This window comes from Halomonas tibetensis (assembly GCF_042643535.1).
Lineage (GTDB): Bacteria > Pseudomonadota > Gammaproteobacteria > Pseudomonadales > Halomonadaceae > Halomonas > Halomonas tibetensis.
This window is the reverse complement of record NZ_JBHRSQ010000007.1, coordinates 174,668-197,968: the sequence shown is the minus strand read 5'-3', so window position 1 is coordinate 197,968 and position 23,301 is coordinate 174,668. Positions and strand designations below refer to the sequence as shown.

Annotated in this window: 17 protein-coding genes and 1 tRNA gene; 7 read left to right on the top strand and 11 right to left on the bottom strand. The window is 64.8% G+C overall.

Features of this window, described 5'->3' with window-relative positions:
- The first annotated feature begins 63 nt into the window (after positions 1-63).
- Both mltF and ACFODV_RS03755 read left to right on the top strand, forming a co-directional pair.
- Positions 64-1,545: a membrane-bound lytic murein transglycosylase MltF gene (mltF, locus tag ACFODV_RS03760; protein WP_379754877.1), complete on the top strand. Its 1,482-nt coding sequence runs from the start codon at positions 64-66 to the stop codon at positions 1,543-1,545.
- A complete protein-coding gene (locus tag ACFODV_RS03755; protein WP_379754875.1) occupies positions 1,511-3,541 on the top strand; it encodes a GGDEF domain-containing protein in 2,031 nt (676 codons plus the stop codon). Before mltF ends, ACFODV_RS03755 begins: the two co-directional genes overlap by 35 nt.
- Here ACFODV_RS03755 and tadA read toward each other — a convergent pair.
- On the bottom strand, positions 3,497-3,955 hold the full coding sequence (gene tadA / locus ACFODV_RS03750; RefSeq protein ID WP_379755585.1) for a tRNA adenosine(34) deaminase TadA: 459 nt from the start codon (positions 3,953-3,955) through the stop codon (positions 3,497-3,499). The two genes, ACFODV_RS03755 and tadA, sit on opposite strands and share 45 nt — an antisense overlap.
- 83 nt (positions 3,956-4,038) lie before the next feature.
- On the opposite strand from tadA, the gene ACFODV_RS03745 reads away from it, so the two are divergent.
- Together ACFODV_RS03745 and ACFODV_RS03740 are read left to right on the top strand one after the other, a co-directional pair.
- Positions 4,039-4,860, top strand: coding sequence for an acyl-CoA thioesterase (locus ACFODV_RS03745; RefSeq protein ID WP_379754872.1), 822 nt, complete (start codon positions 4,039-4,041; stop codon positions 4,858-4,860).
- Positions 4,861-4,896: 36 nt separating this feature from the next.
- Positions 4,897-4,972: transfer RNA gene (locus ACFODV_RS03740), tRNA-Thr, on the top strand.
- A gap of 71 nt (positions 4,973-5,043) precedes the next feature.
- Here ACFODV_RS03740 and ACFODV_RS03735 read toward each other — a convergent pair.
- Together ACFODV_RS03735 and ACFODV_RS03730 are read right to left on the bottom strand one after the other, a co-directional pair.
- A complete protein-coding gene (locus ACFODV_RS03735; protein WP_379754869.1) occupies positions 5,044-5,499 on the bottom strand; it encodes a PAS domain-containing protein in 456 nt (151 codons plus the stop codon).
- A gap of 36 nt (positions 5,500-5,535) precedes the next feature.
- Positions 5,536-5,994 carry an SRPBCC family protein gene (locus tag ACFODV_RS03730; RefSeq protein ID WP_379754866.1) on the bottom strand — a complete coding sequence of 153 codons (459 nt, stop codon included), beginning with the start codon at positions 5,992-5,994 and terminating at the stop codon, positions 5,536-5,538.
- Between the two features lie 326 nt (positions 5,995-6,320).
- Here ACFODV_RS03730 and ACFODV_RS03725 point away from each other — a divergent pair, with 326 nt between their 5' ends.
- The gene (locus ACFODV_RS03725; RefSeq protein WP_379754863.1) at positions 6,321-9,830 is read left to right on the top strand and encodes an EAL domain-containing protein; all 3,510 of its coding nucleotides are present in this window, start codon (positions 6,321-6,323) and stop codon (positions 9,828-9,830) included.
- Positions 9,831-9,856: 26 nt separating this feature from the next.
- Here ACFODV_RS03725 and ACFODV_RS03720 read toward each other — a convergent pair whose 3' ends face one another.
- The 3 genes from ACFODV_RS03720 to ACFODV_RS03710 all read right to left on the bottom strand — a co-directional run bounded on the left by ACFODV_RS03720 (position 9,857) and on the right by ACFODV_RS03710 (position 12,497).
- Positions 9,857-10,609: an SDR family NAD(P)-dependent oxidoreductase gene (locus tag ACFODV_RS03720; protein ID WP_379754860.1), complete on the bottom strand. Its 753-nt coding sequence runs from the start codon at positions 10,607-10,609 to the stop codon at positions 9,857-9,859.
- Between the two features lie 155 nt (positions 10,610-10,764).
- Positions 10,765-12,042, bottom strand: coding sequence for a Y-family DNA polymerase (locus ACFODV_RS03715; protein ID WP_379754857.1), 1,278 nt, complete (start codon positions 12,040-12,042; stop codon positions 10,765-10,767).
- Positions 12,039-12,497, bottom strand: a complete 459-nt coding sequence (locus ACFODV_RS03710; RefSeq protein ID WP_379754854.1) for a LexA family protein — start codon at positions 12,495-12,497, stop codon at positions 12,039-12,041. The genes ACFODV_RS03715 and ACFODV_RS03710 overlap by 4 nt, the downstream gene beginning before the upstream one ends.
- A 169-nt stretch (positions 12,498-12,666) precedes the next feature.
- Here ACFODV_RS03710 and ACFODV_RS03705 point away from each other — a divergent pair, with 169 nt between their 5' ends.
- A complete protein-coding gene (locus ACFODV_RS03705; RefSeq protein ID WP_379754851.1) occupies positions 12,667-14,649 on the top strand; it encodes an acyl CoA:acetate/3-ketoacid CoA transferase in 1,983 nt (660 codons plus the stop codon).
- A gap of 9 nt (positions 14,650-14,658) precedes the next feature.
- Here ACFODV_RS03705 and ACFODV_RS03700 read toward each other — a convergent pair whose 3' ends face one another.
- The gene (locus tag ACFODV_RS03700; protein ID WP_379754848.1) at positions 14,659-17,745 is read right to left on the bottom strand and encodes a bifunctional diguanylate cyclase/phosphodiesterase; all 3,087 of its coding nucleotides are present in this window, start codon (positions 17,743-17,745) and stop codon (positions 14,659-14,661) included.
- Positions 17,746-17,942: 197 nt separating this feature from the next.
- On the opposite strand from ACFODV_RS03700, the gene ACFODV_RS03695 reads away from it, so the two are divergent.
- The gene (locus ACFODV_RS03695; RefSeq protein ID WP_379754845.1) at positions 17,943-19,223 is read left to right on the top strand and encodes an MgtC/SapB family protein; all 1,281 of its coding nucleotides are present in this window, start codon (positions 17,943-17,945) and stop codon (positions 19,221-19,223) included.
- A gap of 19 nt (positions 19,224-19,242) precedes the next feature.
- Here the strand turns inward: ACFODV_RS03695 and ACFODV_RS03690 are convergent, their stop codons facing one another.
- The 4 genes from ACFODV_RS03690 to ACFODV_RS03675 all read right to left on the bottom strand — a co-directional run bounded on the left by ACFODV_RS03690 (position 19,243) and on the right by ACFODV_RS03675 (position 23,155).
- Positions 19,243-20,049, bottom strand: a complete 807-nt coding sequence (locus ACFODV_RS03690) for a mechanosensitive ion channel family protein (RefSeq protein WP_379754842.1) — start codon at positions 20,047-20,049, stop codon at positions 19,243-19,245.
- Positions 20,050-20,059: 10 nt separating this feature from the next.
- The gene (locus ACFODV_RS03685; RefSeq protein WP_379754839.1) at positions 20,060-21,208 is read right to left on the bottom strand and encodes a hypothetical protein; all 1,149 of its coding nucleotides are present in this window, start codon (positions 21,206-21,208) and stop codon (positions 20,060-20,062) included.
- Positions 21,209-21,347: 139 nt separating this feature from the next.
- On the bottom strand, positions 21,348-21,962 hold the full coding sequence (locus ACFODV_RS03680) for a rhomboid family intramembrane serine protease (RefSeq protein ID WP_379754836.1): 615 nt from the start codon (positions 21,960-21,962) through the stop codon (positions 21,348-21,350).
- 2 nt (positions 21,963-21,964) lie between these two features.
- Positions 21,965-23,155, bottom strand: coding sequence for a M24 family metallopeptidase (locus tag ACFODV_RS03675; protein ID WP_379754833.1), 1,191 nt, complete (start codon positions 23,153-23,155; stop codon positions 21,965-21,967).
- Positions 23,156-23,301 lie beyond the last annotated feature (146 nt).

The window sequence follows — 23,301 nt, the reverse complement described above, 5'->3', positions numbered from 1 at the left end:
GCGGATGACAGCCACGCCGCAGCTGGTTATGGTGATGGGTCGACGTTGCCAGCCGCTCACCTCATGCCCCCGACCCTGATCATCCAGCTCCTGCGCCGCTGGCGCCGCCGCCCTGCCCTGCCCGCTCTGGGTCTGGCCGCTGCGCTCGCCCTTAGCCTGTGGCCCGGGCACCCGGGAGAACCCAGCGATCGACAACTGAAGAATATCCTGGCCCGGGACTTTCTTCAGATGCATACCCGCAATACCCCTACCACCTACTACGAGGGACGCGAGGGACCCACCGGCTTCGAGTATGAGCTGGTTCGCCGCTTCGCCGCTCATCTGGGGGTGAGCCTGGCGCTGCGCGAAGATCATCACATCGCCAGCGTGCTGGACGCCGTGCGTCGGGAGGGCGACCTGGGTGCCGCCGCCCTGCCGCTGACCCCGGCCCTCGATGGCGTGATCTTCAGCCGACCGATCCTCGAGCTGCAGCCGGTGGTGGTCTATCGGCGCGGCATGGCGCCAGTAACCGGCCCGGATAGGCTGGCTAGCCTTTCCCTGGGCACTCTGGCCGGCGCCGGCACCGGCCAGGTGCTGCGGGAGCTCAAGACAGACTATCCGACGCTCACCTGGCGGGAGTCGGAGGAGCTGGAAGTGGCCGAGCTGCTGCGACTGATCGAGGATGAGCGGCTCGATGCCGCGGTGATCTTCGAGCACCAGTTCCGGCTCAACCGGATGTTCTTTCCCAGGGTGGAACGTGGCTTTCCTCTGGGCGAGCCGCTCAGTATGGCCTGGGCCTTCCCCGCCGAGGGCGGTTTGGCCCTGGCGGAGAAGGCCAATGATTTCCTGCAGACGCTGCGAGACGAGGGCGCACTCGACGCCGTGATCGCCAGCTATTTCGGCCATGACGACTATCTGGAGTACGTGGGTGCGCGCACTTTTATCAAGCATACTCACGCACGCCTGCCGACCTACACCGAGCTGTTCCGCGAAGCCGCACGCCAGACCGGCTTCGACTGGAAACTGCTGGCCGCAGTGGGTTATCAAGAGTCTCATTGGGACCCAGAAGCGACCTCTCCCACCGGAGTGCGCGGCCTAATGATGCTGACCTTGCCCACCGCCGGCGACCTGGGGGTTAGCAACCGCCTGGATCCGGCCCAGAGCATCGACGGCGGCGCCCGCTACCTGCGCGAGTTAAAGGATCGACTACCCGAGTCGATAGAGGGAGAAGACCGCCTGTTCATGGCCATGGCCGCCTACAACGTGGGGCTCGGGCACCTCTACGACGCCCGCCGCATCACCGAAAACCGCGGTGGCAACCCGGACCGCTGGGAGGACGTGCGAGAATCGTTGCCACTGTTGCAGGAGCGCGAGTGGCACAGCCAGACCCGCTACGGCTATGCGCGAGGCGGCGAGCCTGTGATCTACGTACGTAACATCCGCCGCTACCATGAGATACTGAGCTACGTGGATCGCAGTCAACAGCAGTTCTATCTGCTCAATGCCCGGCTGCCCGACCCGGAAGAGAGTCATGACATCAACCTATCCCCCGCGCCTGGCCAGTGAACGCCCGGTAAGCGCCTGGGCCATTACAGCCACTATGGTGTCGCTGCTGGGTGCATTGGTCGCCCTTGTCTTGGCCATTATCGGGGTATTCGGCTCTCTTCCCGCCGCCGGGCTGCTGGTCATCGCCACGCTGGGGCAGCTGGCCTGGTATCGCCTGGGACCTGCCGCCTCCCGGGTCCTTCTCTGGCCGGCCCTGGGACTTTTGGGTCTGTGCCTTGTCAGCTATCTGCTGCCGGAGCACTGGCTCCCCCATGTCAGTTGGGATCAACTGGCAAACCAAATCGTGACCGGCAGCCTGCTGGTGGATTGGCGCCCCCCCCTGCTGCTGACGCTGTGCCTGATCGCCCTGCTGCTAAGCCTCGTGGTGCGTACCCGCGCCAACCTTGGCGCGCCCATGCTGCTCGGAGTGGCCGGCTTATTGCTCCTGGCTCAGGCGGTCGAGGCGCTCCATACACCCAGCCTGCTACCCTTACGGGGAACCTGGCTTGCTCAGGTCATCCTGCTGACCCTGCTTCTTGGCCAGATCGTCGATGTCGCTGGCGCCTGGAAGCAGCAGTCTTACCGGCTCAGCCGCGCGCTATGGCCTGGGCTAGGCCTGGCACTACTGAGCCTGCTCTTCTGGCACTATCAGAAAACGCTGGAGGAACGGAACCTCGCGGCCCGTGTCGAGCAGCAGCATGTCCAAATGGCCGAGAGTCTCTCACGAGAAATCGACGACCATCTCGCAGCTATGCGTCGTTTTGCCAACGTGTGGCGCCTGACGCCCATGATACCGGGCGCCACCGCCTGGGCCACGCAGGCGGCGCCTTACCAGCGTGATTTTCGCTACTTCCTGAACATCGCCTACATCGACACCAACAGCCGCATTCAACTGGTGCACCCACCGACTGACATCAACCTCCAGGTGCTCGGATCCCGGCTCTTCGACGACCAACCCGCTGGCCGTGAGGCGGTCGCAAGCGCCCTGCAGCGCGGCAGGGAGGGACGTACCGACATCATCGAACTGCTGCAGGGCGGCCCGGGGATGATCCACTACCTGCCGATCTTCCTCGCCTCCGAATCACGCCCCACCGGCGCCGTGGCCATGGCGGTGAGCCTTCCCGCCCTGGCGGACACGCTGTTTGCCAACATCGATCCCGAGGACCAGCAGCTCAGCCTCTACCGTGACCGCGATCGTCTGGCCCACCAGCCAGCCGAGGCTCGGCTGGGACCCTGGCAGTTGGAGGCCGAGTTGGACCTGTCAGGCATTCCTCTGGTGCTGCTCTCCCAGCCCACCCTCAGGCGACTGCTGAGCGACCTGCCTCGCCAGCCGGTGGTCAGCCTGACAGTGGGTCTGCTGCTGGCCCAATTACTCTATCTGGTACTCTTCTCCCAGCAGCAGATGGCCAACCAGCATCGAGCGGTGCGGCGCTCCAACCGTGAGTTGCGCCGCGAGATACGCAAGCGAACCCGGCTGCAAGAGGAGGTTGAATGGCTGGCCGGTCACGATGAGCTGACCGGCCTGCCCAATCGCCGAACCTTCCTGCAAGCACTGCGTGAGCATGACCCACGCGAGCCCATCAGCGTACTGCTCTGCGATATCGACTATTTCAAGAAGGTCAATGACCACCTCGGGCACCTGGAAGGTGACCGCTATCTGAAAGAGATCGGCCAGCTGGGCAATGAGGTCATTGCGTCGGACGACGGGCTCTTCGCCCGACTGGGCGGTGAGGAGTTCATCGCCTATCTCCCCGGTCGAGACGAACAGGAGGCTATTCGTATCGCTGAAGACCTGCGCGAGGCCGTTGCGGCCAGCGGCCTGGCCCACGCCGATGGCGCCCCGCTCACGGTAAGCATCGGCGTGGCGACGGGCACACCTGGCCCCCTACGGATCGACGATTTGATGAATGCCGCCGATGAGGCGCTATATAGCGCCAAGCACGCCGGGCGAAATCGGGCAAGGCTGGCTCGCTCACTGGCCGCGCCGGGCAGCGAAGAACTCCCTGAGCAGCGTTGAGGCGCGGGACGCCAGTACGCCGCCAACCACCTCGACACGGTGGTTAAACCAGGGTTGGGCGAAGAGGTTGGCCTTCGACTCCACCATGCCGGTCCGCGGCTCGGCAGCCCCATAGACTACCCGCGACACCCGCGCATGGATGATCGCCCCGGTGCACATCAAGCAAGGCTCCAGGGTCACATGAAGGGTGCAACCGTCCAGCCGATAGTTACCGAGCGTCGCGCCGGCATTGCGCAGGGCACAAATCTCGGCGTGGGCGCTGGGATCATGGCCGGAAACAGGCGCGTTGTAGCCAACGCCGACAATCTCGCCGTTGGGATCCACCACCACTGCCCCCACCGGCACCTCTCCGGCGGCGAGCCCGAGTCGGGCCTGGTCCAGCGCCCGGTGCATGTAGAACTCATCGCTGCGCAACGCCATGGACTCCATGTAGACTGAGATAAAACACCTGTACGAATGGCCCGGCAAGGCCAAGATTTCTATCGGAGATTGCGCCCATGTCCAACCCCCTCGACGCTCTGGTGGGCCTGCTGGCCCTCGAACCCCTGGAGGAGAACCTGTTCCGCGGCGCCAGCCAGGATCTGGGGCTTCCCCAACTGTTCGGCGGACAGGTACTGGGCCAGGCCCTGTCCGCAGCCAGCCAGACGGTGCTCCCCGAGCGGCAAGCCCACTCGCTACATGGCTACTTCCTGCGCCCGGGAGACCCCCACGTTCCGGTCGTGTATCAGGTGGACGCGGTGCGTGACGGCAACAGCTTTGCCACACGCCGGGTCACCGCTATCCAGAAGGGCCGGCCGATCTTCTTCTGCAGTGCTTCCTTTCACGGGGAGGAGTCAAGCATCGAACACCAGACGGACATGCCCGAGGTTCCCACCCCTGAGAAGCTCGCCGACAGTGCTCGCCTGGTGCGCTTCGACAGCCATCCCATCGAGTTTCTGCTGGCAGGCGAGGAAAGTCAGACCGGACAGCCTGCCCATAAAAGGGTGTGGTTTCGCCTGGCCGGAGAACTACCCGACGACCCTGCCCTGCATCGCCATCTGCTGGCCTACAGCTCTGACTTCAACCTGTTGACCACGGCCCTGGTACCCCATGGGCTCGACTACCGAGACCCCAAACTGCAGATCGCCAGCCTCGACCACTCGCTGTGGTTTCACCATGACGTGCGGGTCAACGACTGGCTGCTCTACCACATGGAAAGCCCCTGGGCTGGCGGCGGCCGCGGATTCACCCGCGGCAGCATCTACGATCGACACGGGCGCCTGGTGGCTTCCTCTGCTCAGGAAGGACTCACTCGGCTGCGAGTGGCCACCAAGGACTAGCTTTGCCGGCCATCGCGGCGCTACCATCATGCCAGTGCCGCAATAGCTCAGTTGGCAGAGCAGCGCATTCGTAATGCGCAGGTCAGCGGTTCGAATCCGCTTTGCGGCACCACATAAACCAATGAAAACGGCCACCTGACGAATTGTCGCGGTGGCCGCTTTTCGTTCCGGGCTCCCGCAAGATCAATCCTGCGAAGCGGTTTTCAGTATGCTTTCAAGACGGTCGACCTCGGCCCTGACGTTAACGAGTTCGCTGACGTCGTATTGTACGCCGAGATAATAGATCAAGCGCCCCGACTCATCACGAAGCGGCTGAATCGAAAGGCGGTTGTGAAACAGCGTCCCATCCTTGCGATAGTTGCGCAGCGTTACCTCGATGGGAGCATGTTCCTTTAAGGCAGCGCGGATCTCGTCGAGCTCAGGCTGATCGCGATCCTCACCCTGAAGGAAGCGACAGTTGCGTCCCAGGATTTCTTCCTGACTGTAGCCCGTCAACCGCTCAAAGACGGAGTTAGCATAGACAATCGGTGAGTCCGGCAGGTCCGGGTCGGAAAGCGTCACGCCGTTCACGCAGGTATCCAAGATCTGAGTTAATACGTGGGGTATGATTCCTGTATCTTTATCAGCGGTAAACAGCATGATGACTCCAGCGTAAGGATGCGCTCGGGATAAATATTAGTTTGTCTTTTGCTGGCCGAGTTCCCTTTCGGCCAAGGCCTTCAGGTCTCGCACGACGCGTTGCGTACCATCCTCAACCGCAAAGCGGATGAGTTTCTCGAACGGCCGCAGTGCCAAGCTCAGACGCGCCAGTTCGAAGCTGAAGGTCAACTGCGTGCTCTCACCCTTCGGTTCAAAGAAATAATTGATCACGAAGGGATCCTTGATTCCCTTGAAGCACACGCGACGCTCGGGTTCGAGCGCGATGACCCGGAAATCGGCTTCGGTACGTCGCCCTTGATCGACCCTCACCTGCCTGGCCGTCCAGCCCAGTGCCAACGGCCCCTTGCTCAAGGGCTTCAGCTGTTTGACTTCGGGAGACCACCGAGGGTAATTGCGGACAAAGTCGGTCACCACGAAACTATAGACGTCAGGCAACGGGCAGCGAATCAGAATGCTGGATTGGGACTTTACCATCGTTCAAGCGCTTCCCATGGAGATGATTGGCGGGAGTTCGCAACGCTAGGGGCACTTGCGCGAGTCAGGAAAACCGTCTGGCCCAGCTGCCAACCCTGCTGGCTTGACCATAGCAGCATTCCCGGAATGCGCTCAAGCGGCCATTTGTCCGATGCCGCTGGCTTCGTCGGTAACGATGACACTCCCTCCCGCATGTCTATATGCAGCCGCAACGCCATCACTGAGACAAGCGCCCATCATTCCTCCCCATGACGCGCTACCGCTTTGCCGGTAGTATTCTGCAGGTCTGCAGGGACACGTAAAACCACACAGGATTAACGGTAAGCATGGGAGCGAAGCGATGTGCTCGGTTGCCAGGAGTCGTCTGGCTGATCCTGGTGGTGGGCATCCTGCTGTCGATGACTTCCGGCCACCAGGTTTACCGCAATGCCGAATCAAAGGCGCTGGAGCAGTTCAGCTTTGCCGCCGATCAGGTTGCCCTTAGGATCGACGAGCGTCTTTCCGCCTACGCGTTGGTGTTGCGCGGTGCCGCGGGGCTGTTTGACGCCTCCGAGGAGGTCGATCGAGAGGAATGGCGCACCTACTTCGACAAGCTGCGCGCTGCGGATACGCTCGGCTATATTCAAGGCATCGGCTATGCGCAGTGGATTCCTGCCGCCGCGCTTGCCGCCCACCAGGCCAAGGTCCGCGCCGAGGGTTTCCCCGACTACCATATCCATCCTGATGGCCCTCGCGACACCTACACCTCAATCGTTTACCTCGAGCCCTTCGAGGATCGCAACCTGCGAGCCTTCGGCTATGACATGTTCTCGGAGCCGGTGCGCCGCGCCGCGATGGAACAGGCCCGCGACACCGGCAGGGCGGCGCTGACCGGCAGGGTCATGCTGCTTCAGGAGACCGACACCGACATCCAGCCCGGCACCCTTATGTATGTGCCTGTCTATCGGCAGGGGGCTCCGGTCGATAGCGTGGAACGACGTCGTACAGCACTGATCGGCTGGACCTACAGCCCCTATCGTATGTACGACCTCATGGAAGGCATCCTTGGCGACTGGGAACAGCAAGATGGTCAGGCAGTCGGCCTGCGCATCTACGATGGCGACACGACGGCAGAGGATCGACTGCTGTTCAGCAATAAACCGGCCCAGGCCTTCAGTGGCTCCAGCCAATTTCTTGAGCATCGCCAGACCGACTTCAACGGCAACCGGTGGCTGCTGGCCTTCGATCATTTAGCCCCCGGTCAGGCCGTCACCGCCGGGGCCGCCTGGATAACCTTCGCCGGCGGTCTGATCATGACCGCCCTGCTCGGTTCCCTGGTGTTTTCACTGTCCACCACACGGGCCCGCGCCCTGCGTATGAGTGAAGTCCTGACGCGCACCGTGCGTGAGCGTGAACAGGAGCTCGAGTCGTTGCTGACTCGGCTTCAGACCATCGCCGACCGTGTGCCCGGCATTGTCTACGAATACCGCCTGTTCCCTGACGGCCGCTCCTGTTTTCCCTATGCCAGCGATGGCATACAGCAGGTGTACGGCATTGCACCCGACGCGCTCAGGGAGGACGCCAGCCCAGTCTTCTCGGTGATCCATCCCGAGGACCTCGACGGCGTGGCAGCCTCCATCCAGCATTCCGCCGAGACCCTCACACCTTGGCGCCATGAATATCGGGTCATCCTTCAGGATCGCGAACACTGGCTGTTCGGTGACGCATTACCCCACCGGGAGACGGATGGCTCCACTACGTGGTACGGCGTGATTACCGACATCACTGAACGCAAGCAGTCGGACTTCGCCCTGCGCGCCGCCCATCTCGAGGCAGAGCGCTTCCGCAAGGCCCTCGACCATGTGGGCTCTTACATCTATATGAAGGATCGCGACTCTCGCTATACTTTCGCCAACCGCGTCACCCTGGAAGCTTTCGGCTGCTCAGCAGAGAGCCTACCGGGAAGCGAGGACAGCCGTTTCTTCCCCAGCGATGTCGCACGCCGCCTGCGCAAGATTGATGCTCGGGTATTTAATGGCGAGTCGACCACCGAGGAAATCACTGTCAGCGACTCGAAAAGTAAACGAGTCTATCTGGAGCTCAAGACCCCAATCCGCGATGATGACAACGACGGAGGGATCACCGGGCTACTGGGCATCTCCACCGATATCACCCTGCTCAAGGAACACGAACAGCAGCTCGAACACCTGGCCCACTACGATGCCTTGACCGGGCTTCCCAATCGTGTGCTGCTGGCCGACCGCCTGCACCAGGCCATGGCCCAGGAACATCGCCAGGGGCGCCACCTGGCGGTGGCCTATCTGGACCTGGACGGCTTCAAGCACATCAATGACCGCTACGGCCATGCCGCCGGCGACCAGCTGCTGATCACCCTGTCTCGTCGCATGAAAGCGATCATGCGTGAGGGCGATACCCTGTCGAGATTGGGAGGCGACGAGTTTGTGGCCGTCTTGCTGGACCTGGACGACGAGTCCTCCGCCACCGCCATTTTCCAGCGCCTGCTGGAAGCCACCTGCCTGCCCGTCTGGTATGAGTTCCATGAACTTCAGGTTACCGCCAGCCTCGGCGTGACCTTCTACCCCCAGTCCGATCCCATCGAAGCGGACCAGCTGTTGCGTCAGGCCGACCAGGCCATGTACCAGGCCAAGCTGGCCGGCAAGGGCCGCTACCACCTCTTCGATGCCGACCACGACCGCAGCATCCGCAGCCATAACGAGACCCTGGAGCGTATCCAGCAAGGCCTGCAGCAAGGCGAGTTCATCCTTCATTACCAGCCCAAGGTCCATATGCGCACTGGCAGAGTCATTGGGGTCGAGGCGCTGGTGCGCTGGCAACATCCCGAAAATGGGCTGATGTCACCGGCCCAGTTCCTCCCGGTGATCGAGGACCACCCCCTGTCGGAAGCGCTCGGCGAATGGGTAATCGGCACCGCCTTGGCCCAGGCGGCCACTTGGAAGTCCGCGGGGGTCGAGCTGCCCGTCAGCGTCAACGTCAGCGCTCGCCAGCTGCGCCAGAGGGATCTCGTACCGCGTCTGAGATCCCTGCTTGACCGACATCCCGAGTTGGCCCCCGGCACGCTGGAGCTGGAGATCCTCGAGACCAGCACCCTCGGCGATCTGGCGCTGGTCTCCAGCCTGCTCGAAGGAGCCCGTGAAATCGGCATTGAGGTCTCGCTGGATGACTTCGGGACCGGCTATTCCTCACTGACCTACCTGAAACGCCTGCCGGCCGGCACCATCAAGATCGACCAGAGCTTCGTGCGCGATATCCTCGACAACCCTGAGGATCTCAAGATCCTCGAAGGGGTGCTGAGCCTGGCAATCGCCTTCGACCGGCAGGTGATCGCCGAGGGCGTGGAAACCGTTCGCCACGGCGACATGCTGCTGCGCGTGGGCTGTGAGTTTGCCCAGGGCTTCGGCATTGCCCGCCCCATGCCGCCCGAGGCGATCCCAGCATGGCTGCTGCACTGGCAACCCCCGGCGCACTGGTCCGGCCTGCCGATCATCGATCACAACTCGAGGCCTCTGCTCTATGCCAGCATCGAGCACCGCGATTGGGTCCGGCGGCTTGTGTCAGCGCTCACGTCGGAGGGCCTCGAACACCCTCCGCTTGATCCGTCACGCTGCCACTTCTGCTACTGGCTCGATCAGCTCCGTGATTCTCGGGGTTCGGACATCGACGAACTGGACAGTCTGCACCAGCAGATACATCGGCTGGCGGAGAGCTTGTGTGCCCTGCAGGACAGCGGCGAAGAACAGCAGGCCATCGATGGGCTGCCGGAACTTTATGCCCAGAGCGACGCCCTGCTGGAAGAGGTCGAGCGCCTGCTCAACTGACCATAACTGGCGCTCGTCATGGCTCCTCAAGACTTGCCGGCGGTAAAGCCCCCGTCGACCATCAGGGTAGTGCCGGTGACGAAGCTGGCCTCGTCGCTGGCCAGAAACAGGAAGCCGTTGGCCACCTCCTCCGGACGGCCCAGGCGGCCGATGGGATGCAGGCTGATCAGCCCCTGAATCATGTCGTCATCCAGTGCCTCGAGCAGCGGCGTATCGATATAGCCGGGGCCGATGGCATTGACCCGCACGCCCTTCGGAGCAGCTTCGATAGCCAGGCTACGGGTCATGTTGACCACCCCCCCCTTTGCGGCGGTGTAGGCGGCAGCCTGGGACTGTCCGAACACGCCAAGGATGGAGGCGCAGTTGACGAGACTGCCACTGCCTTGCCGATACATCACCCTGAGCGCAGCCCGGGCGACCCGGAAAACGCCGTTGAGGTTGATGTCGATGATGCGCAAGAACTCCTCGTCGCCGACCTCGTCGGAGGGCGCGATGCCGCCGATGCCGGCGTTGTTGAACACCGCGTCCACGCCGCCGAGCTCCTCCACGGTCTCCGCAAACAGGCGGCCGACCTGTGCGGTGTCGGTGACGTCGCAGGCCTTGAACAGGCAACGCCCGGCGTGCTTTCCGTCCAGTGCCGCCGCGTGTGAGGCTCCTTCGCTCTCCTCGAGGTCGGCGATGACCACGCTGGCGCCTTCCTCCAGGCAGCGCTCCACGCTGGCCAGACCGATACCGCTGGCCCCACCGGTGACGATGACACTCTTTCTCTGCATGCGCATAAGTCGCTCTCCTCGACGATGATGAACCAGGCAACCCGCGCGACTCCCGTTACCTGAAGGTGCCTAGGCACTTCAGTGTAGCCAACTCGCGATCCGTGTCTCGCGGCTTGCCTTGCCTTGCCTTGCCTAACAGTCCCATTGTGCCAGGACGCTGCTCAACCCGTCTTGACTCGCATCAGCTCGCCCCAGCGCGTGGTGTAGCGGGGCGTGCGATGCTCGCAGCGCAGCGTCCAGGCATTGCCCTGGCGGGGCAGGCCGAAGCGCACCGTATCGCGCCCCATCTCGCGGTTGAGCCGATCCAGGGTGGCCATCAGACGTTGGCTGCGTGCGCGGCGTGCATCATCATCCGGCGTCTCCAGCAGCGAGGGCTGAGTGCACTCGGCGTCTACCAGGTCGAGCAGCATCACCCCGCATTTCTGGTAGCGGTAGCCCTCGAGGAAGATGGCCTCCAGAGCGCGGTTGGCCGCCGCCAGCAGCTCGCGGCTGTCGGCGCTGGGACTGGGCAGCGCCACCAGGGCGGCGTTGCGGTACTGGGGTTCACCGGCCAGGAAGGGGTGGGTACGGAGGAACACCTGCACCGCCCGGGCCAGGCTGCCCTGGCGGCGCAGCTTCTCGCCGGCGCGGGCCGCGTGCTGGCGGACCGCCGCCTCCAGTTCGTGGCGCTCGCCGGTGAGCCGGCCAAAGGAGCGCGACACCAGCAGGCGTCGGCGCGGCTCACTCATGTCCTCGAGCACGATGGCCGAGCGGCCGCGCAGTTCCCAGACGAGGCGCTCCATCACCACCGAAAAGCGGCTTCGCACCCAGCGTGGGTCGGCCTCGCGCAGCTCCCAGGCGGTGGTGATGCCCATCAGTGCCAGCCGCTCGGCGCTGCGCCGAGCCACACCCCAGAGATCCTCCACCGGACAGGCCGCGAGCGTCCGACGGGTCGCCTCATCGTCGGCATCCAGGCGGCAGACTCCTTCGAAGGCCGGCTCGCGCTTGGCCAGGCGGTTGGCCAGCTTGGCCAGCACCCGAGTCGGCGCCAGGCCCACCCCCACGGGAATGCCGGTCCAGCGGCCCACGGTCTCGCGCAGGGCACGACAATGAGCCTCCAGCGCCTCCTCGGGAAAGCCGTCGAAACCCACGAAACTCTCGTCGATGGAGTAGGGCTCCACGTCCGGCGAGAACTCCGTCAGCACCTGGTTGACCCGTCGCGACATGTCGCCATAGAGCGCATAGTTGCTGGAGAGCAGCACCGCCTGGCGGCGCACAGCGGGCGGCAGCAGGTGCAAAGGCGCGCCCATGGCCACGCCAAGCGCCTTGAGCTCCTGGGAGCGTGCCACCACGCAACCGTCGTTATTGGAGAGCACCCCCACCGGCCGCCCGGCCAGGCGCGGGTCGAAGACCCGCTCGCAGCTCACGTAGAAGTTGTTGCCGTCGACCAGGGCAATCATGGCGCCCGCCCCAACAGATCATGGAGCACATGGGTGACCACGCCCCACACCTCGCACTCGCGCCCGGCCAGGGGAATCGGCGCGAAGCGCGGGTTGCTGGCCACCAGCCACACCGCCGCGCCGTGCTGCTCCAGGCGTTTGACGGTGGGCTCCCCCTCCAGAGCGATGACAATCACCCGGCCCGGAAGCGGCTCCAGACTGCGGTCCACCACCAGCAGGTCACCGTGGTGAATGCCGTCGCCGAGCATGGAATCGCCCTCGGCGCGCACAAAGTAGGTGGCCGCCGGGCGCTTCACCACGTAGGCATGCAGGTCGATCTCCGCATCCAGATGATCGTCGGCGGGGCTGGGAAAGCCTGCCCGCACCCGACAGCCCATCAGCGGGCGGAGCGGCCCCACCCCCTCGCTGGCGGCGCGCCCGACGACGCGAACCCTCGTTCGAAGCAAGAACGACATGAACATCTCCCTGAATACTGTAATTCCATACAGTATCAGGCAGAGAGAAACGCTTGGCAAATGCCCCGCCCCTCGCTCAACGGAGCAGCGTGCTAACGTAGCGTCAGGTCGCCAGAGAGCGCCTCGCACGACAACAACAACGACAACGCACGCCGAGAGGTCTCCCGCCATGGAACGCCGCACTCACCCGCTGCTCACCGACCGTCCCTTCAGCCCCAAGGGCAAGGTGGTCTCCGCCCGCGAGGCAGTGGAGTTGATTCGCGACGGCGACGCCGTGGCCACCGGCGGCTTCGTCGGCATCGGCTTTGCCGAACACCTGGCGGTGGCCCTGGAGGCGCGTTTCCTGGAGAGCGGGTCGCCGCGCGACCTCACCCTGATGTATGCCGCCGGCCAAGGCGACGGCAAGACCCGCGGACTGAATCATTTCGGCCATGAAGGGCTCGTGGCCAGGGTGATCGGCGGCCACTGGGGGCTGGTGCCGACGCTGCAGAAGCTGGCCATCGAGGGGCACATTCAGGCCTGGAACCTGCCCCAGGGGGTGATCTCCCACCTGTTCCGCGACATCGCCGCCGGCAAGCCCGGCACTCTCACCCGGGTGGGACTCGGCACCTTCGTCGACCCGCGTCTGGAAGGCGGACGAATCAACGCCATCAGCACCGAGGAGCGAGTACGGCTGCTGATAATCGACGGCGCGGAGACCCTCTTCTACCCGGCGCTGCCGCTGCAGGTGGCGCTGCTGCGCGGTACCACCGCCGACACCCTGGGCAACGTGACCATGGAGCGCGAGGCGCTGGTGCTGGAGGCGCTGGCCATCGCCACCGCGGTGCACAACTCGGGGGGCCTGGTGATCGTGCAGGTGGAGCGGCTGGCCGAGTCCGGCACCCTGCACCCCAAGGAGGTGCGGATTCCCGGGGTGCTGGTCGACTGCGTGGTGGTGTGCGACGAACCCGAGCACCACTGGCAGACCTTCCGCACCCTCTACAACCCGGCCTACTCCGGCGAGATCAGGGCACCCATGGTCGCGCCGGAGCCCATGGCCCTCTCCGCGCGCAAGATCATCGCCCGCCGCGCCGCCTTCGAGCTTACGCCCAACAGCGTGGTGAACCTGGGCATCGGCATGCCGGAAGGGGTCGGCGCGGTGGCCAGCGAAGAACGCATGTTGGAACTGGTGACGCTGACCGCCGAACCCGGGGTGATCGGCGGCCTGCCCGCCGGCGGGCTCGACTTCGGCGCCGCCCTCAACACCCAGGCGATCATCGACCAGCCCGCCCAGTTCGATTTCTACGACGGCGGCGGCCTGGATATCGCCTTCCTCGGCATGGCCCAGGCCGATGCCGCCGGCAACGTCAACGTCTCGCGCTTCGGTAACCGCCTGGCCGGTGCCGGCGGCTTCATCAACATCAGCCAGAACGCCCGCCGCGTGGTGTTCATGGGTACCTTTACAGCCTGCCGAGAGGAGCTTGTGGTGATCGACGGCGCCCTGCGCCTGCCCGCGGGCGGCCACCCCAAGTTTGTCGGCGAGGTGGAGCAGCGCACCTTCAGCGGCGCCCTGGCCGCCGCCGACGGCAAGCCGGTACTTTACGTGACCGAGCGGTGCGTCTTTGCGCTGACGCCCAAGGGCCTCGCCCTCGTCGAGATCGCTCCGGGAGTGGAACTCGAGCGCGACATTCTCGCGCAGATGGGCTTCACGCCGCTGATGCCCGAACCGCCGCAGGTGATGGACCCGCGCATCTTCCAGGAAGCACCAATGGGCCTGCGCGAGACGCTGCTTGAGCGCCCGCTGGCCCAGCGCTTCCACTTGGATGCGGCGGACGAAGTGCTGTTTATCGACTTCGAGAACCTGCGCGTGGACACCCAGGCCGACGTGAACGCCATCGAACGAGAGGTGGAGGCGCGGTTAGCCCCGCTCGGCCGGCGAGTCTATGCGGTGGTCAACTACGATCACTGCCGCATCGACGACGCAGTGCTGGGGGCCTACACCGAGATGGTGCGTGGCCTGGAGGAGCGTTTCTATACCCGGGTCACCCGCTATACCACCAGCGGCTTCATGCGCCGCAAGCTGGGCCATGCCCTGGAGGCGCGGGCCGTGGCCCCGCATATCTATCAGAGCGCCCCCGAGGCCGAGGCGCATCTCCACGACGGCGATGGCTGACGCCTTGCCTCAGCCATCGAGTTCGAGGGCCTCCACCGGCACCGGCCGCCCAAACAGGTAGCCCTGCAGGATTCGGCAGCCATGCGCCAGCAGCCAGTCTCGCTGCGCTACGGTCTCCACGCCTTCGGCGACCACCTCCAGCTGCAGGCTCTGAGCCAGGGCGATGGTACTGGCGACGATCGCCTCGCTGGCCTCATCCTCCAACAGGTCGCGCACGAAGGACTGGTCGATCTTGAGCTGGTCCAGCGGCAGCCGCTTGAGATAGGCCAGCGAGGAGTAGCCGGTGCCGAAGTCGTCCAGCGCAAAGCGCACGCCCCACTCACGGAGCTCCAGAATCCGGCTGCGCGCCTCGTCCCGGGCCTCGAGCAGCAGGCTCTCGGTCACCTCGAGCTTGAGGCGGGAGGCCGGGGCGCCGGTCGCCTCGAGGATCTCCAGCACGCGCTTGACGAAATCCGGTTCGCGGAACTGTCTTGGGCTGACGTTGACCGAGAGGCTCATCACCGCCCGCGCCGGATCTGCGGCCCAGGCCGCCAGCTGCCGGCAGGCGGCCTCCAGTACCCAGTGGCCGATCGGCACGATCAGCTGGTTCTCCTCGGCCAGGGGAATGAACTCATCGGGCGACACCAGGCCGCGCACGGGATGCTGCCAACGCAGCAGCGCCTCGACACCGACAACGGCACCTCGCTCGTCCACCTGAGGTTGGTAGTGCAGGCGCAGCTCATCGTTGGGCAGCGCCTGGCGCAGATCCGTCTCGAGTCGCGCACGGGCCTGCAGGCGCACCTGCATCTCGGGGTCGAAAAAGGCCATGACGTTGCGACCCGCCGCCTTGGCCTGGAACAGCGCCATGTCGGCCTGCTGCAGGATATCGTCGAGGGTCGTCTCGTGGTCGCGGTAGAGCGTCAGGCCGATACTCATCGATACGCTGAGGCGCTCTTCGCCGAGGCGCATCGGCGCCTGCATCACCGCCAGCAGCTTGGTGGCGATGCGTTCGGCGACCACCGCCACCTCCTCCTCGTCGGTCCCGAGGTCATGCAGCAGCACAGCGAACTCATCGCTGCCCAGCCGGGCCACGGTGTCGGTATCACGCAGCACCCCCTCCAGCCGACGGGCCACCTCCTGCAGCAGCTGATCACCGGCGTGGTGACCGAGGGTATCGTTGACCTGCTTGAAGTGGTCCAGATCGAGGAACAGTAGCGCACCGATCTGGCCGTTGCGGTAGCTATCCTTGAGCGCTCCTTCCAGGCGGTCGAGCATAAGCCGCCGATTGGGCAGGCCGGTGAGGGGATCGAAGAAGGCCAGCTGGTGGATCTCCTGCTCGGCCGCCTTGCGCTCGGTCAGATCGCTGAAGGTCGCCACGAAGTGGGTCGTCGTGCCGGCGGCATTGCGCACTGCGGAGAGGGTCAGCCACTCCGGGAAGACCTCGCCGTTCTTGCGTCGGTTCCAGACTTCTCCCTGCCAGCTGCCGGTGCGCAGCACGCTGCGCCAGAGACGACGATAGAAGACCTCGTTGTGCAACCCCGACGACAGCAGTCGCGGGTTCCTGCCCACCACCTCGGCCTCGGTATAGCCGGTGATTCGCGTGAAGGTGTCATTGACCTTGAGGATGCGGCTGTCGCCATCGGTGATCAGCATGCCCAGGTGGGTCTCGAAGGCAGTGGCGGCGATGCGCAGCTGGGCCTCGGTGGCGCGCTCCTCGGTGACATCGCGAACCACTGCCAGTGACCCGCCGGATACTTCCTCTTGCGAATCGCCCGGGGCCAACAGTGGACTCAGCACCGCGTGAAACTGACGCGGCTTCCCGCCGACGTGAAGCGTATAATCATATTCCACCGGCTTGCCTCCCAGACTCAGCGCCTCAAAGGCCTCATCGAGCTGGTCGGCCATGGCCGGCGGCAACACCTCACGGTAGGGACGCTTCAGAATCGCGCCAATATCGATCAGCAGCTCGTTGGGATCGGGGGCGTGAATATAAGTGAAGCGCCCTCCGTCATCGAAGACGAAGATCATGTCCCGGATCGAGCCCACCAGCGCCTGAAGACGCGCCTCGCGGGACTGAATGTCGAGGCGGGCCCGCTCGCGCTCCCTGACCTGCCGGTGGACTTCTCCCTCAAGGCGCAGCCGATTGAGATAGTGGCGTAGCGCCAGCCAGCCGAGCCCCATAACCGCTAGACCAATCAACACCCGGACCCACAGGCGATTCGTCCAGCCGCCGAGCAAGACCTCCCTCTCCTCGCCCACCACGACAACGAAAGGCAGATCATCGACTCGTCGCATGGTATAGATCCGCTCGTCACCATCCAGCGGCGACGCCGTAGTTAAATGCACCCGGGGCTCACCGCTCTCGATGAAGGCGCGTGTCAGGGGCTCGTCGATCTGCACCCCTAGGGATTCCAGAATCTCGTCACCTTCTCGAGGACGGCGAGCAATCAGGTGCATCTCGGTATCGATGATGGCGATGCTCTCACCGCGCGCCAGGCTCAGCCGCTCCAGAGCCTGGCCGAACACACCGGGATCGAGTTCCACCATGGCCAGCCCCTCACCATCGGGCAACCGACGGCCATGCATTACCACATGGCGACGTGTTACCGCCGACCATAACAGCGGCGTTACCCGCTCTGTGAGTGCAGGCATGGTCTCAAAGGCGCGGTAGAAGGGCAGGCCAGAGATATCGAAGCCGGGGGGATACAGCGAACTGGAGGAGGCGACAATACGCCCCTCGGGATCGATGAGGCTGATCTTGTCAACCAGGTCCAGGCGTCGACTACGCTGAGCCAGGAAGCTTTCCGTCTGCGCCAGATCCAGGGGCTCCCCCAGCAGGCGCTGACGCCAGGGCGGCTGCAGCAGTTCCGTCACGCCCGACAGGATAAAGTCGCTGGCGGAAAAGATGCTGGCGACCCACTCGGCAACCAGGTCGGCCCGTGCCGCGGTTCGCTCGTGAGCGGCCTGCATATCACGCTGGTACTGGTCGACCATGAAGCCGGCCAGGGAACCCAGCAGCACCACCATGCCCACCAGGTAAAGGGCAATAGCAACCCGGCGATCCTTTCGAACGCGACGATCAGCCATCTCGTCGCCCCGGGTGACAGGCTCGACCATCAGTCGGCATTCCTTGGGTGTATAGGCGAATATCATAACAGCGTAATGGTTAAGTGACGCCTGTGCCGACCTGGCAACAGCAAGTTTCACGCTGCCTTAACGAGGCCGACCACCTAGCCTGTAGGCCGCATGGCAATCGTACCGCGCTCCGTCCATTCTGAACGAACCAGCCGAGACGACCGCCGGGACCCATTGCCATGGACGACGTTGCCAGCCAATTCATCGCCTCCAACCAGACCGCCATCCAACTCGCGGTAGCCCTGCTGCTCGGCGCGCTGATCGGCACCGAACGGGGCTGGGTAGCCCGGGAGCAAAAGTCCGGCGAGCGTATCGCTGGCATCCGCACCCATGCCCTGGTGGGGCTGCTGGGCGGCATTGCTGCCCTGCTCACCGAGGCGCTGGTCGCCTTGGCTTTTCCGCTGCTGTTCCTGGCCGTAGCAGCGATCGCCGTGGTGGCCTGGCGGGCTCGAGTCGCCGAGCACCGCGACTACAGCATCACCGGCCTGATCGGGCTGCTGCTCACCTTCTGTTTCGGCGCCATCGCTGTCGCTATCGACGTGGCACTGGCCACCGCCTGCGCGGTGATCACCGCGGTGATCCTCGACAACAAGCACGAGATCCACGGCCTGCTCGACAAGCTTCAGGCCCACGAGCTCGACGCCGGTCTCAAGCTGCTGATGATCTCGGTAGTGATGCTACCCCTTCTACCCAACCAGGGCATGGGGCCTGGAGGCGTCCTCAACCCCTACGAGATCTGGTGGATGGTCGTCATGATCGCCGCCATCTCCTTCGTCGGTTACTTCGCCGTCCGCCTGGGGGGGCCAGAGAAGGGCATCCTCTTCACCGGCCTGTTCGCCGGGCTCAGTTCCTCCACCGCCCTGACCCTGCACTTCGCCCGGCAATCGCGCCGCACCCCGGAACTGGATGCCCTGCTAGCCGCCGGCATCCTGCTTGCCTGCGGCACCATGTTCCCACGCATCCTGATCTACACCGCGGTGATTCACCCTGCCCTGCTGCCTCGACTCCTGCTGCCAATCCTGGTCATGGGGGCACTGCTCTACCTGCCTGCCCTGCTGATCTGGCGGCGCCACCGCCTGGCGGCCCGGGTAGATGGCCCAACCCCGATACAGAACCCCCTGGAGCTGCGCACGGCACTGCTGTTCGGCGCTCTACTAGCACTGATCATGCTGTTAGGCGAGTGGTTAAGAGAGTGGCTGGGCGAAGCCGGCATCTACCTGTTGGCCGCCACCTCAGGGCTGGCCGATGTCGACGCCATCACCTTGTCGTTGGCCAGGATGTCGCTCGAGCGCATCGATGCTGCCACCGCAGTGCTGGGCATCGTCATCGCCGCCGCCATCAACAACCTGGTCAAGGCGACACTAGCCGGCTTCTTCGGCACGCCTCGGACTGGCTGGCGGGTCGGGGTACCGATGCTGGCGTCTTTGGCCGCCGGGTTGGCGCTAGCCTGGCTGGTCTGAGCCGAGTGGCCGAGAGCGGTCAGCCCACTTCGCCGAGCCCCGCCAGCGCCTGGGCAGGCCGTGCGCCCAAGCGCCCGAGCATCGCCCGGCCGCGCAGCGTGAGGTCGGTCACGAAGCGAAACTGCTGGCGAGGGTCCACGGGGTAGGCACGAATCCTGTAGTGGGTGCCCCAAGGCTGCTCGCAGGCGACCACGGCGACAGGCCTGTCGAACTTGAGGTAGCAGCTGGTCAAAGCCACGTCGCGCAGCGCCTCAATGATGCGTGCCGCATCATGGTCGGGGTGAACATAGAAGTCGGCCACACACTGCAGGCTGTCACCACCGTTATTGGCATTATGGATCGCCGAGCCCCAAATCTTTAAGTGCGGGATGCTGACCAGATTATCGTCCGGGGTCACCATCTGGATGGTGCGCATCCCCACATGCACCACCTCGCCATAGGTCCCCTCGATCTCCACCCAGTCCCCCGGCCGATAGGGCAGCTCCACCGCGGCGACCACCCCGGCGATCAGGCTGCTGACGTAGTCCTTGAGCGCGAAGCCGATGGCCAACCCAACCGCGCCGAGCAGAGCGATCATGTTTTGCAGCGACGGGTCGATGACCACGGGCACCGCCATTGAGAGAGCGACAATCAGAATCGCCAGGCGCACCAGCGGCACCAGGGCGAAGGCCCGAAATCGGTGATGGCCGTGCAGGCGGTTGGCCGCCCATTTCAGTCCCTTCTGGCTCAGCACGATTAACAGGGTGGCGCCGACCACCACCAGCGCCAGCTCGACCAAGGCAGTGATGTCGATGTCGTTGAACATCTGCAAGTCGTCGTCGTCCATCGCAGGCTCCCTAGAGGACATCCAAGAGGTAGGTACGCTCCTCAAGCAAGCGGCGCACACTCGCATAGCCCAGCGGAGCCACCCGCCAGCGGTCGGCATCGCAGCTCACCACGCCTCGCCGCTGTAGCTGGCGCAGGCCGGATAGGGCTCGTGCACGGGAGAGCGGCAACACCTCGGGGAGTAGGGCCTCATCGAGACCACCGTGGAGCAGCAGGGTGTGCAGCAGCAGCACTGTCTCCTCCCCCACTTCGCCGGGAAGGGTAGCGTCATCGAGGTGCTCCGCCAGCCACAGCGTGTCCGCGACGTGGCCCTCCGGCGCCTCTTCGCACAGGCGAGCGCGCCAGTAGTACCAGGCCAGACCCAACTGACCGCGACAGTGGACCGCCAGCGGTTGCAGCTCGCGACTGACCAGCGCTTCTTCGCCCTCGGCGAACACCGACTCACCGCTGCCCACGGCGCGAATGGCCGGCAGCTTGCCCGCCGCCCGCGCCGCATGGGCAAAGTAGCGGGAAAGCCGGGCTCCATCAAAGGCCTGCAGGGTCACGGCCGAGGCGTCAGGCAGCGCCAAGGTATGGTGCAGATAGGCCCAGGTCCAGCTGTCGCAGCCGATCACCCCGCGCCCCAGGCGGCCGGCCAGCGCCTCCTCGAGAAAGCTCCGCAACCCCGCCAGGGCCGCCGCCTGGCGCAGGAATCCGCGCTCCAGCTGCGGGATCACCCAGGGTGTTTCGGACGGTTCCAGCGTCCAGGGTGAGTCGCCGGCAAGAAGGCTGGTGGGCAACGGTTCGGGCAGCGTCCGAGCCGCCTGCTGCATGGCCCATACGCGCAGCAATTCGGCGTGATGGCACTCCGGGGCGCCGATCAGAAAGGTCACTGGCCCAGCCGAGTCACCTACCTCGGACAGATAGCGCGTCAGAGCCCGAGCCCCCGGCTGCCAGTCGATGGGCGGCGCCAGGTTGGCCAAACGAACCTGAGACAGATGCTGCAGCTCTGCCTCATCCTTGGCCGGGTCATCGCCGGCCTCGGCCCCAAATCTCAGCCAGCGTCCCAGACAACGCCAGCGCTGGCGCGCCTGGCTGACCTGCGACGCCTTCGGCAGCGCTCGCTGGTCAAGCGCGATCATTTCCCACAGCGGTGATTCCGGCTGGTCGTCCTGCGCCATGGCATGCCTTCCTCTGGTTGCCATTCTCGAGGAAACGATAGCATGGACGGAGGCAACGCCTTCGGCATTCCTCCTCCAGGAAGTCGAGGATCTCCCGGGGTAGCGCTCAACGATACGCCGGTGCCGCTCGGCGCCTAGCCTAACCTAGCCATATCCCGCCGCTGGCCGGCGACATCAACGCCTCAAGGAAGCGCCCGGCCAGCGACGGCTCCAGGCCAAGCATGAAGACCACGCCCCAGGCACCGCCCCACAGATGGGCACTGTGGTTGACGCGATCACGGCCACGATGCTGGGCGCGAACGGAGTAGATGACATAGGCGGCGGCGAAGAGGATCGCCGGAACCGGAATGAAAAGCACAAACAGCAACGACCAAGGCCGCAACAATATGTAGGCGAAAAGCATCGCCGAGATGGCACCGGAGGCACCCAAGCTGCGAAAACGGGGATTATGACGGTGCTTGAGGTGAGTCGGCAGGATCGCGACCAGCAGGCCCGACAGATAGAAGAGCACGAACCCCGCCTGCCCAATGCGCGGCGTCAGCACCAGTTCCATCACCGTCCCGAAAAAGTAGAGGGTGATCATGTTGAACATCAGGTGGGTGCTGTTGGCGTGGATGAAACCGTGGCCGAGCAACCGCCAATACTGCCCGTGCGCCACGCCGGGCGGCGAGTAGATCAACGCCTGGGAGAGCGATGGCCATTTCCAGGCCGCGAGGGTCACCGCCGTGGTCAGCAGGATCAGCAGCAGCGTCATACTCAAGCTCGCGCCACACCCAGCGTCCAGTCGTTGTCGGTGAGCGGCTCGCCGCCTTTCGGTGTCACCCGCACGGTATCGCTCAGGCCGATACCCCACTGCCCCGGCAGGCGCAAACAGAGCGGCAGATGAAAGACCATATCCGCCACAAACTCTCGTTCCTGACCGCGGGCGATGTAGCCGGTGCCCTCGACCCAGCTGGGCGGGAACTGGGCCCCCACCGCATAGCCGAACACCCCCGAAAAGAACAGCCGCTCGGCATGGGGTGCCAGCACCGCCCCGGCGGCCCGGGCAGCATCGTCGAAGGTTCGCCCCGGGCGCATCTCGGCAAGCAATGCCTCGAAGAGGCTGCGGCACAGGTCTCGTACCTCCTGCATCTCTTGGCTGGCACGGCCCGCCACGACGGTGCGCATCATGGGCGCAGTGTAGCGCTGGAAGGCCGAACCGAACTCCAGGAACACCGGCTCATCCCTGCCAATGGGAAAGCGCTTGTGGTTGACATGAATGATGCTGATGCGTTGCCCGCTGGTGACGATAGGCTGCAGGCTCATGAACTCACTGCCGGCTGCGAGCATGGCCCGGGAGCCTTCGGCGGCCACCTCGTTGTCGGTGACGCCGGGAGCAATGATCGCCTCGGCGGCGCGAAGGCCGACCGACGTGATCCGGGCGCTCTCGCGCAGACAGTCGAGCTCCGCCGGCGTCTTGACGATGCGGATGGCGTCGAGCAGTGCCCCGCCGTCATCGCGAAAGCGCTCGGCACCAAGCCGCGCCTGCAGCTCGCGGATGACACCAAAGCGCAGCCCGGCCCCGAAGAGATCGAGGCCGATGCTGCGATAGGGGGCGAGCGCCTCCACTAACGGGGCGATCACCTCGTCGATGCCCTCCCAGCGATAGCCCAGGATCTCGTCCACCGCGGCGGTGACCACTGCCGGGCCGGTCTCGATGGAAGGCACCTGCAATACCCGCCGGTCGGCCGAGACCACCAGGGCCGTATGCACCGAGACCTCGAAGGTGTGGTAGCCGGTCAGGTAAAAGATGTCGGAGGGGTCGGTCAGCAGCAGCGCCTCCAGCCCTGAGTCACGCATCGCGGCGCGCACCCGGGCAAGGCGGGATGCAAATTCATCGAGGGTGAAGGGAAGTTCGGTTCCCCCAAGGTGTTCGGCCAGGGCATGACGGTAGGCGTGGTGATCCATGAGCACTCTCCGGAAGGTGGGGCGGTGAGACGTTGGCGTTCGAGCCGGGACGGAACGCGACGGTTCCAAGCTACCGGCAGTGTAACCCTGCCCCGGCGCAGGCCTCGGGTCAGGAGCGAAAATATCCCTGTTCGCCTCCGGCCCGG

Coding starts and splice junctions, on each gene's coding strand:
- mltF (WP_379754877.1), top strand. CDS start 64: ATGCCCCCGACCCTGATCATCCAGCTCCTGCGCCGCTGGCGCCGCCGC.
- ACFODV_RS03755 (WP_379754875.1), top strand. CDS start 1,511: ATGACATCAACCTATCCCCCGCGCCTGGCCAGTGAACGCCCGGTAAGC.
- ACFODV_RS03745 (WP_379754872.1), top strand. CDS start 4,039: ATGTCCAACCCCCTCGACGCTCTGGTGGGCCTGCTGGCCCTCGAACCC.
- ACFODV_RS03735 (WP_379754869.1), bottom strand. CDS start 5,499: ATGCTGTTTACCGCTGATAAAGATACAGGAATCATACCCCACGTATTA.
- ACFODV_RS03730 (WP_379754866.1), bottom strand. CDS start 5,994: ATGGTAAAGTCCCAATCCAGCATTCTGATTCGCTGCCCGTTGCCTGAC.
- ACFODV_RS03725 (WP_379754863.1), top strand. CDS start 6,321: ATGGGAGCGAAGCGATGTGCTCGGTTGCCAGGAGTCGTCTGGCTGATC.
- ACFODV_RS03720 (WP_379754860.1), bottom strand. CDS start 10,609: ATGCGCATGCAGAGAAAGAGTGTCATCGTCACCGGTGGGGCCAGCGGT.
- ACFODV_RS03715 (WP_379754857.1), bottom strand. CDS start 12,042: ATGATTGCCCTGGTCGACGGCAACAACTTCTACGTGAGCTGCGAGCGG.
- ACFODV_RS03710 (WP_379754854.1), bottom strand. CDS start 12,497: ATGTCGTTCTTGCTTCGAACGAGGGTTCGCGTCGTCGGGCGCGCCGCC.
- ACFODV_RS03705 (WP_379754851.1), top strand. CDS start 12,667: ATGGAACGCCGCACTCACCCGCTGCTCACCGACCGTCCCTTCAGCCCC.
- ACFODV_RS03700 (WP_379754848.1), bottom strand. CDS start 17,745: ATGGTCGAGCCTGTCACCCGGGGCGACGAGATGGCTGATCGTCGCGTT.
- ACFODV_RS03695 (WP_379754845.1), top strand. CDS start 17,943: ATGGACGACGTTGCCAGCCAATTCATCGCCTCCAACCAGACCGCCATC.
- ACFODV_RS03690 (WP_379754842.1), bottom strand. CDS start 20,049: ATGGACGACGACGACTTGCAGATGTTCAACGACATCGACATCACTGCC.
- ACFODV_RS03685 (WP_379754839.1), bottom strand. CDS start 21,208: ATGGCGCAGGACGACCAGCCGGAATCACCGCTGTGGGAAATGATCGCG.
- ACFODV_RS03680 (WP_379754836.1), bottom strand. CDS start 21,962: ATGACGCTGCTGCTGATCCTGCTGACCACGGCGGTGACCCTCGCGGCC.
- ACFODV_RS03675 (WP_379754833.1), bottom strand. CDS start 23,155: ATGGATCACCACGCCTACCGTCATGCCCTGGCCGAACACCTTGGGGGA.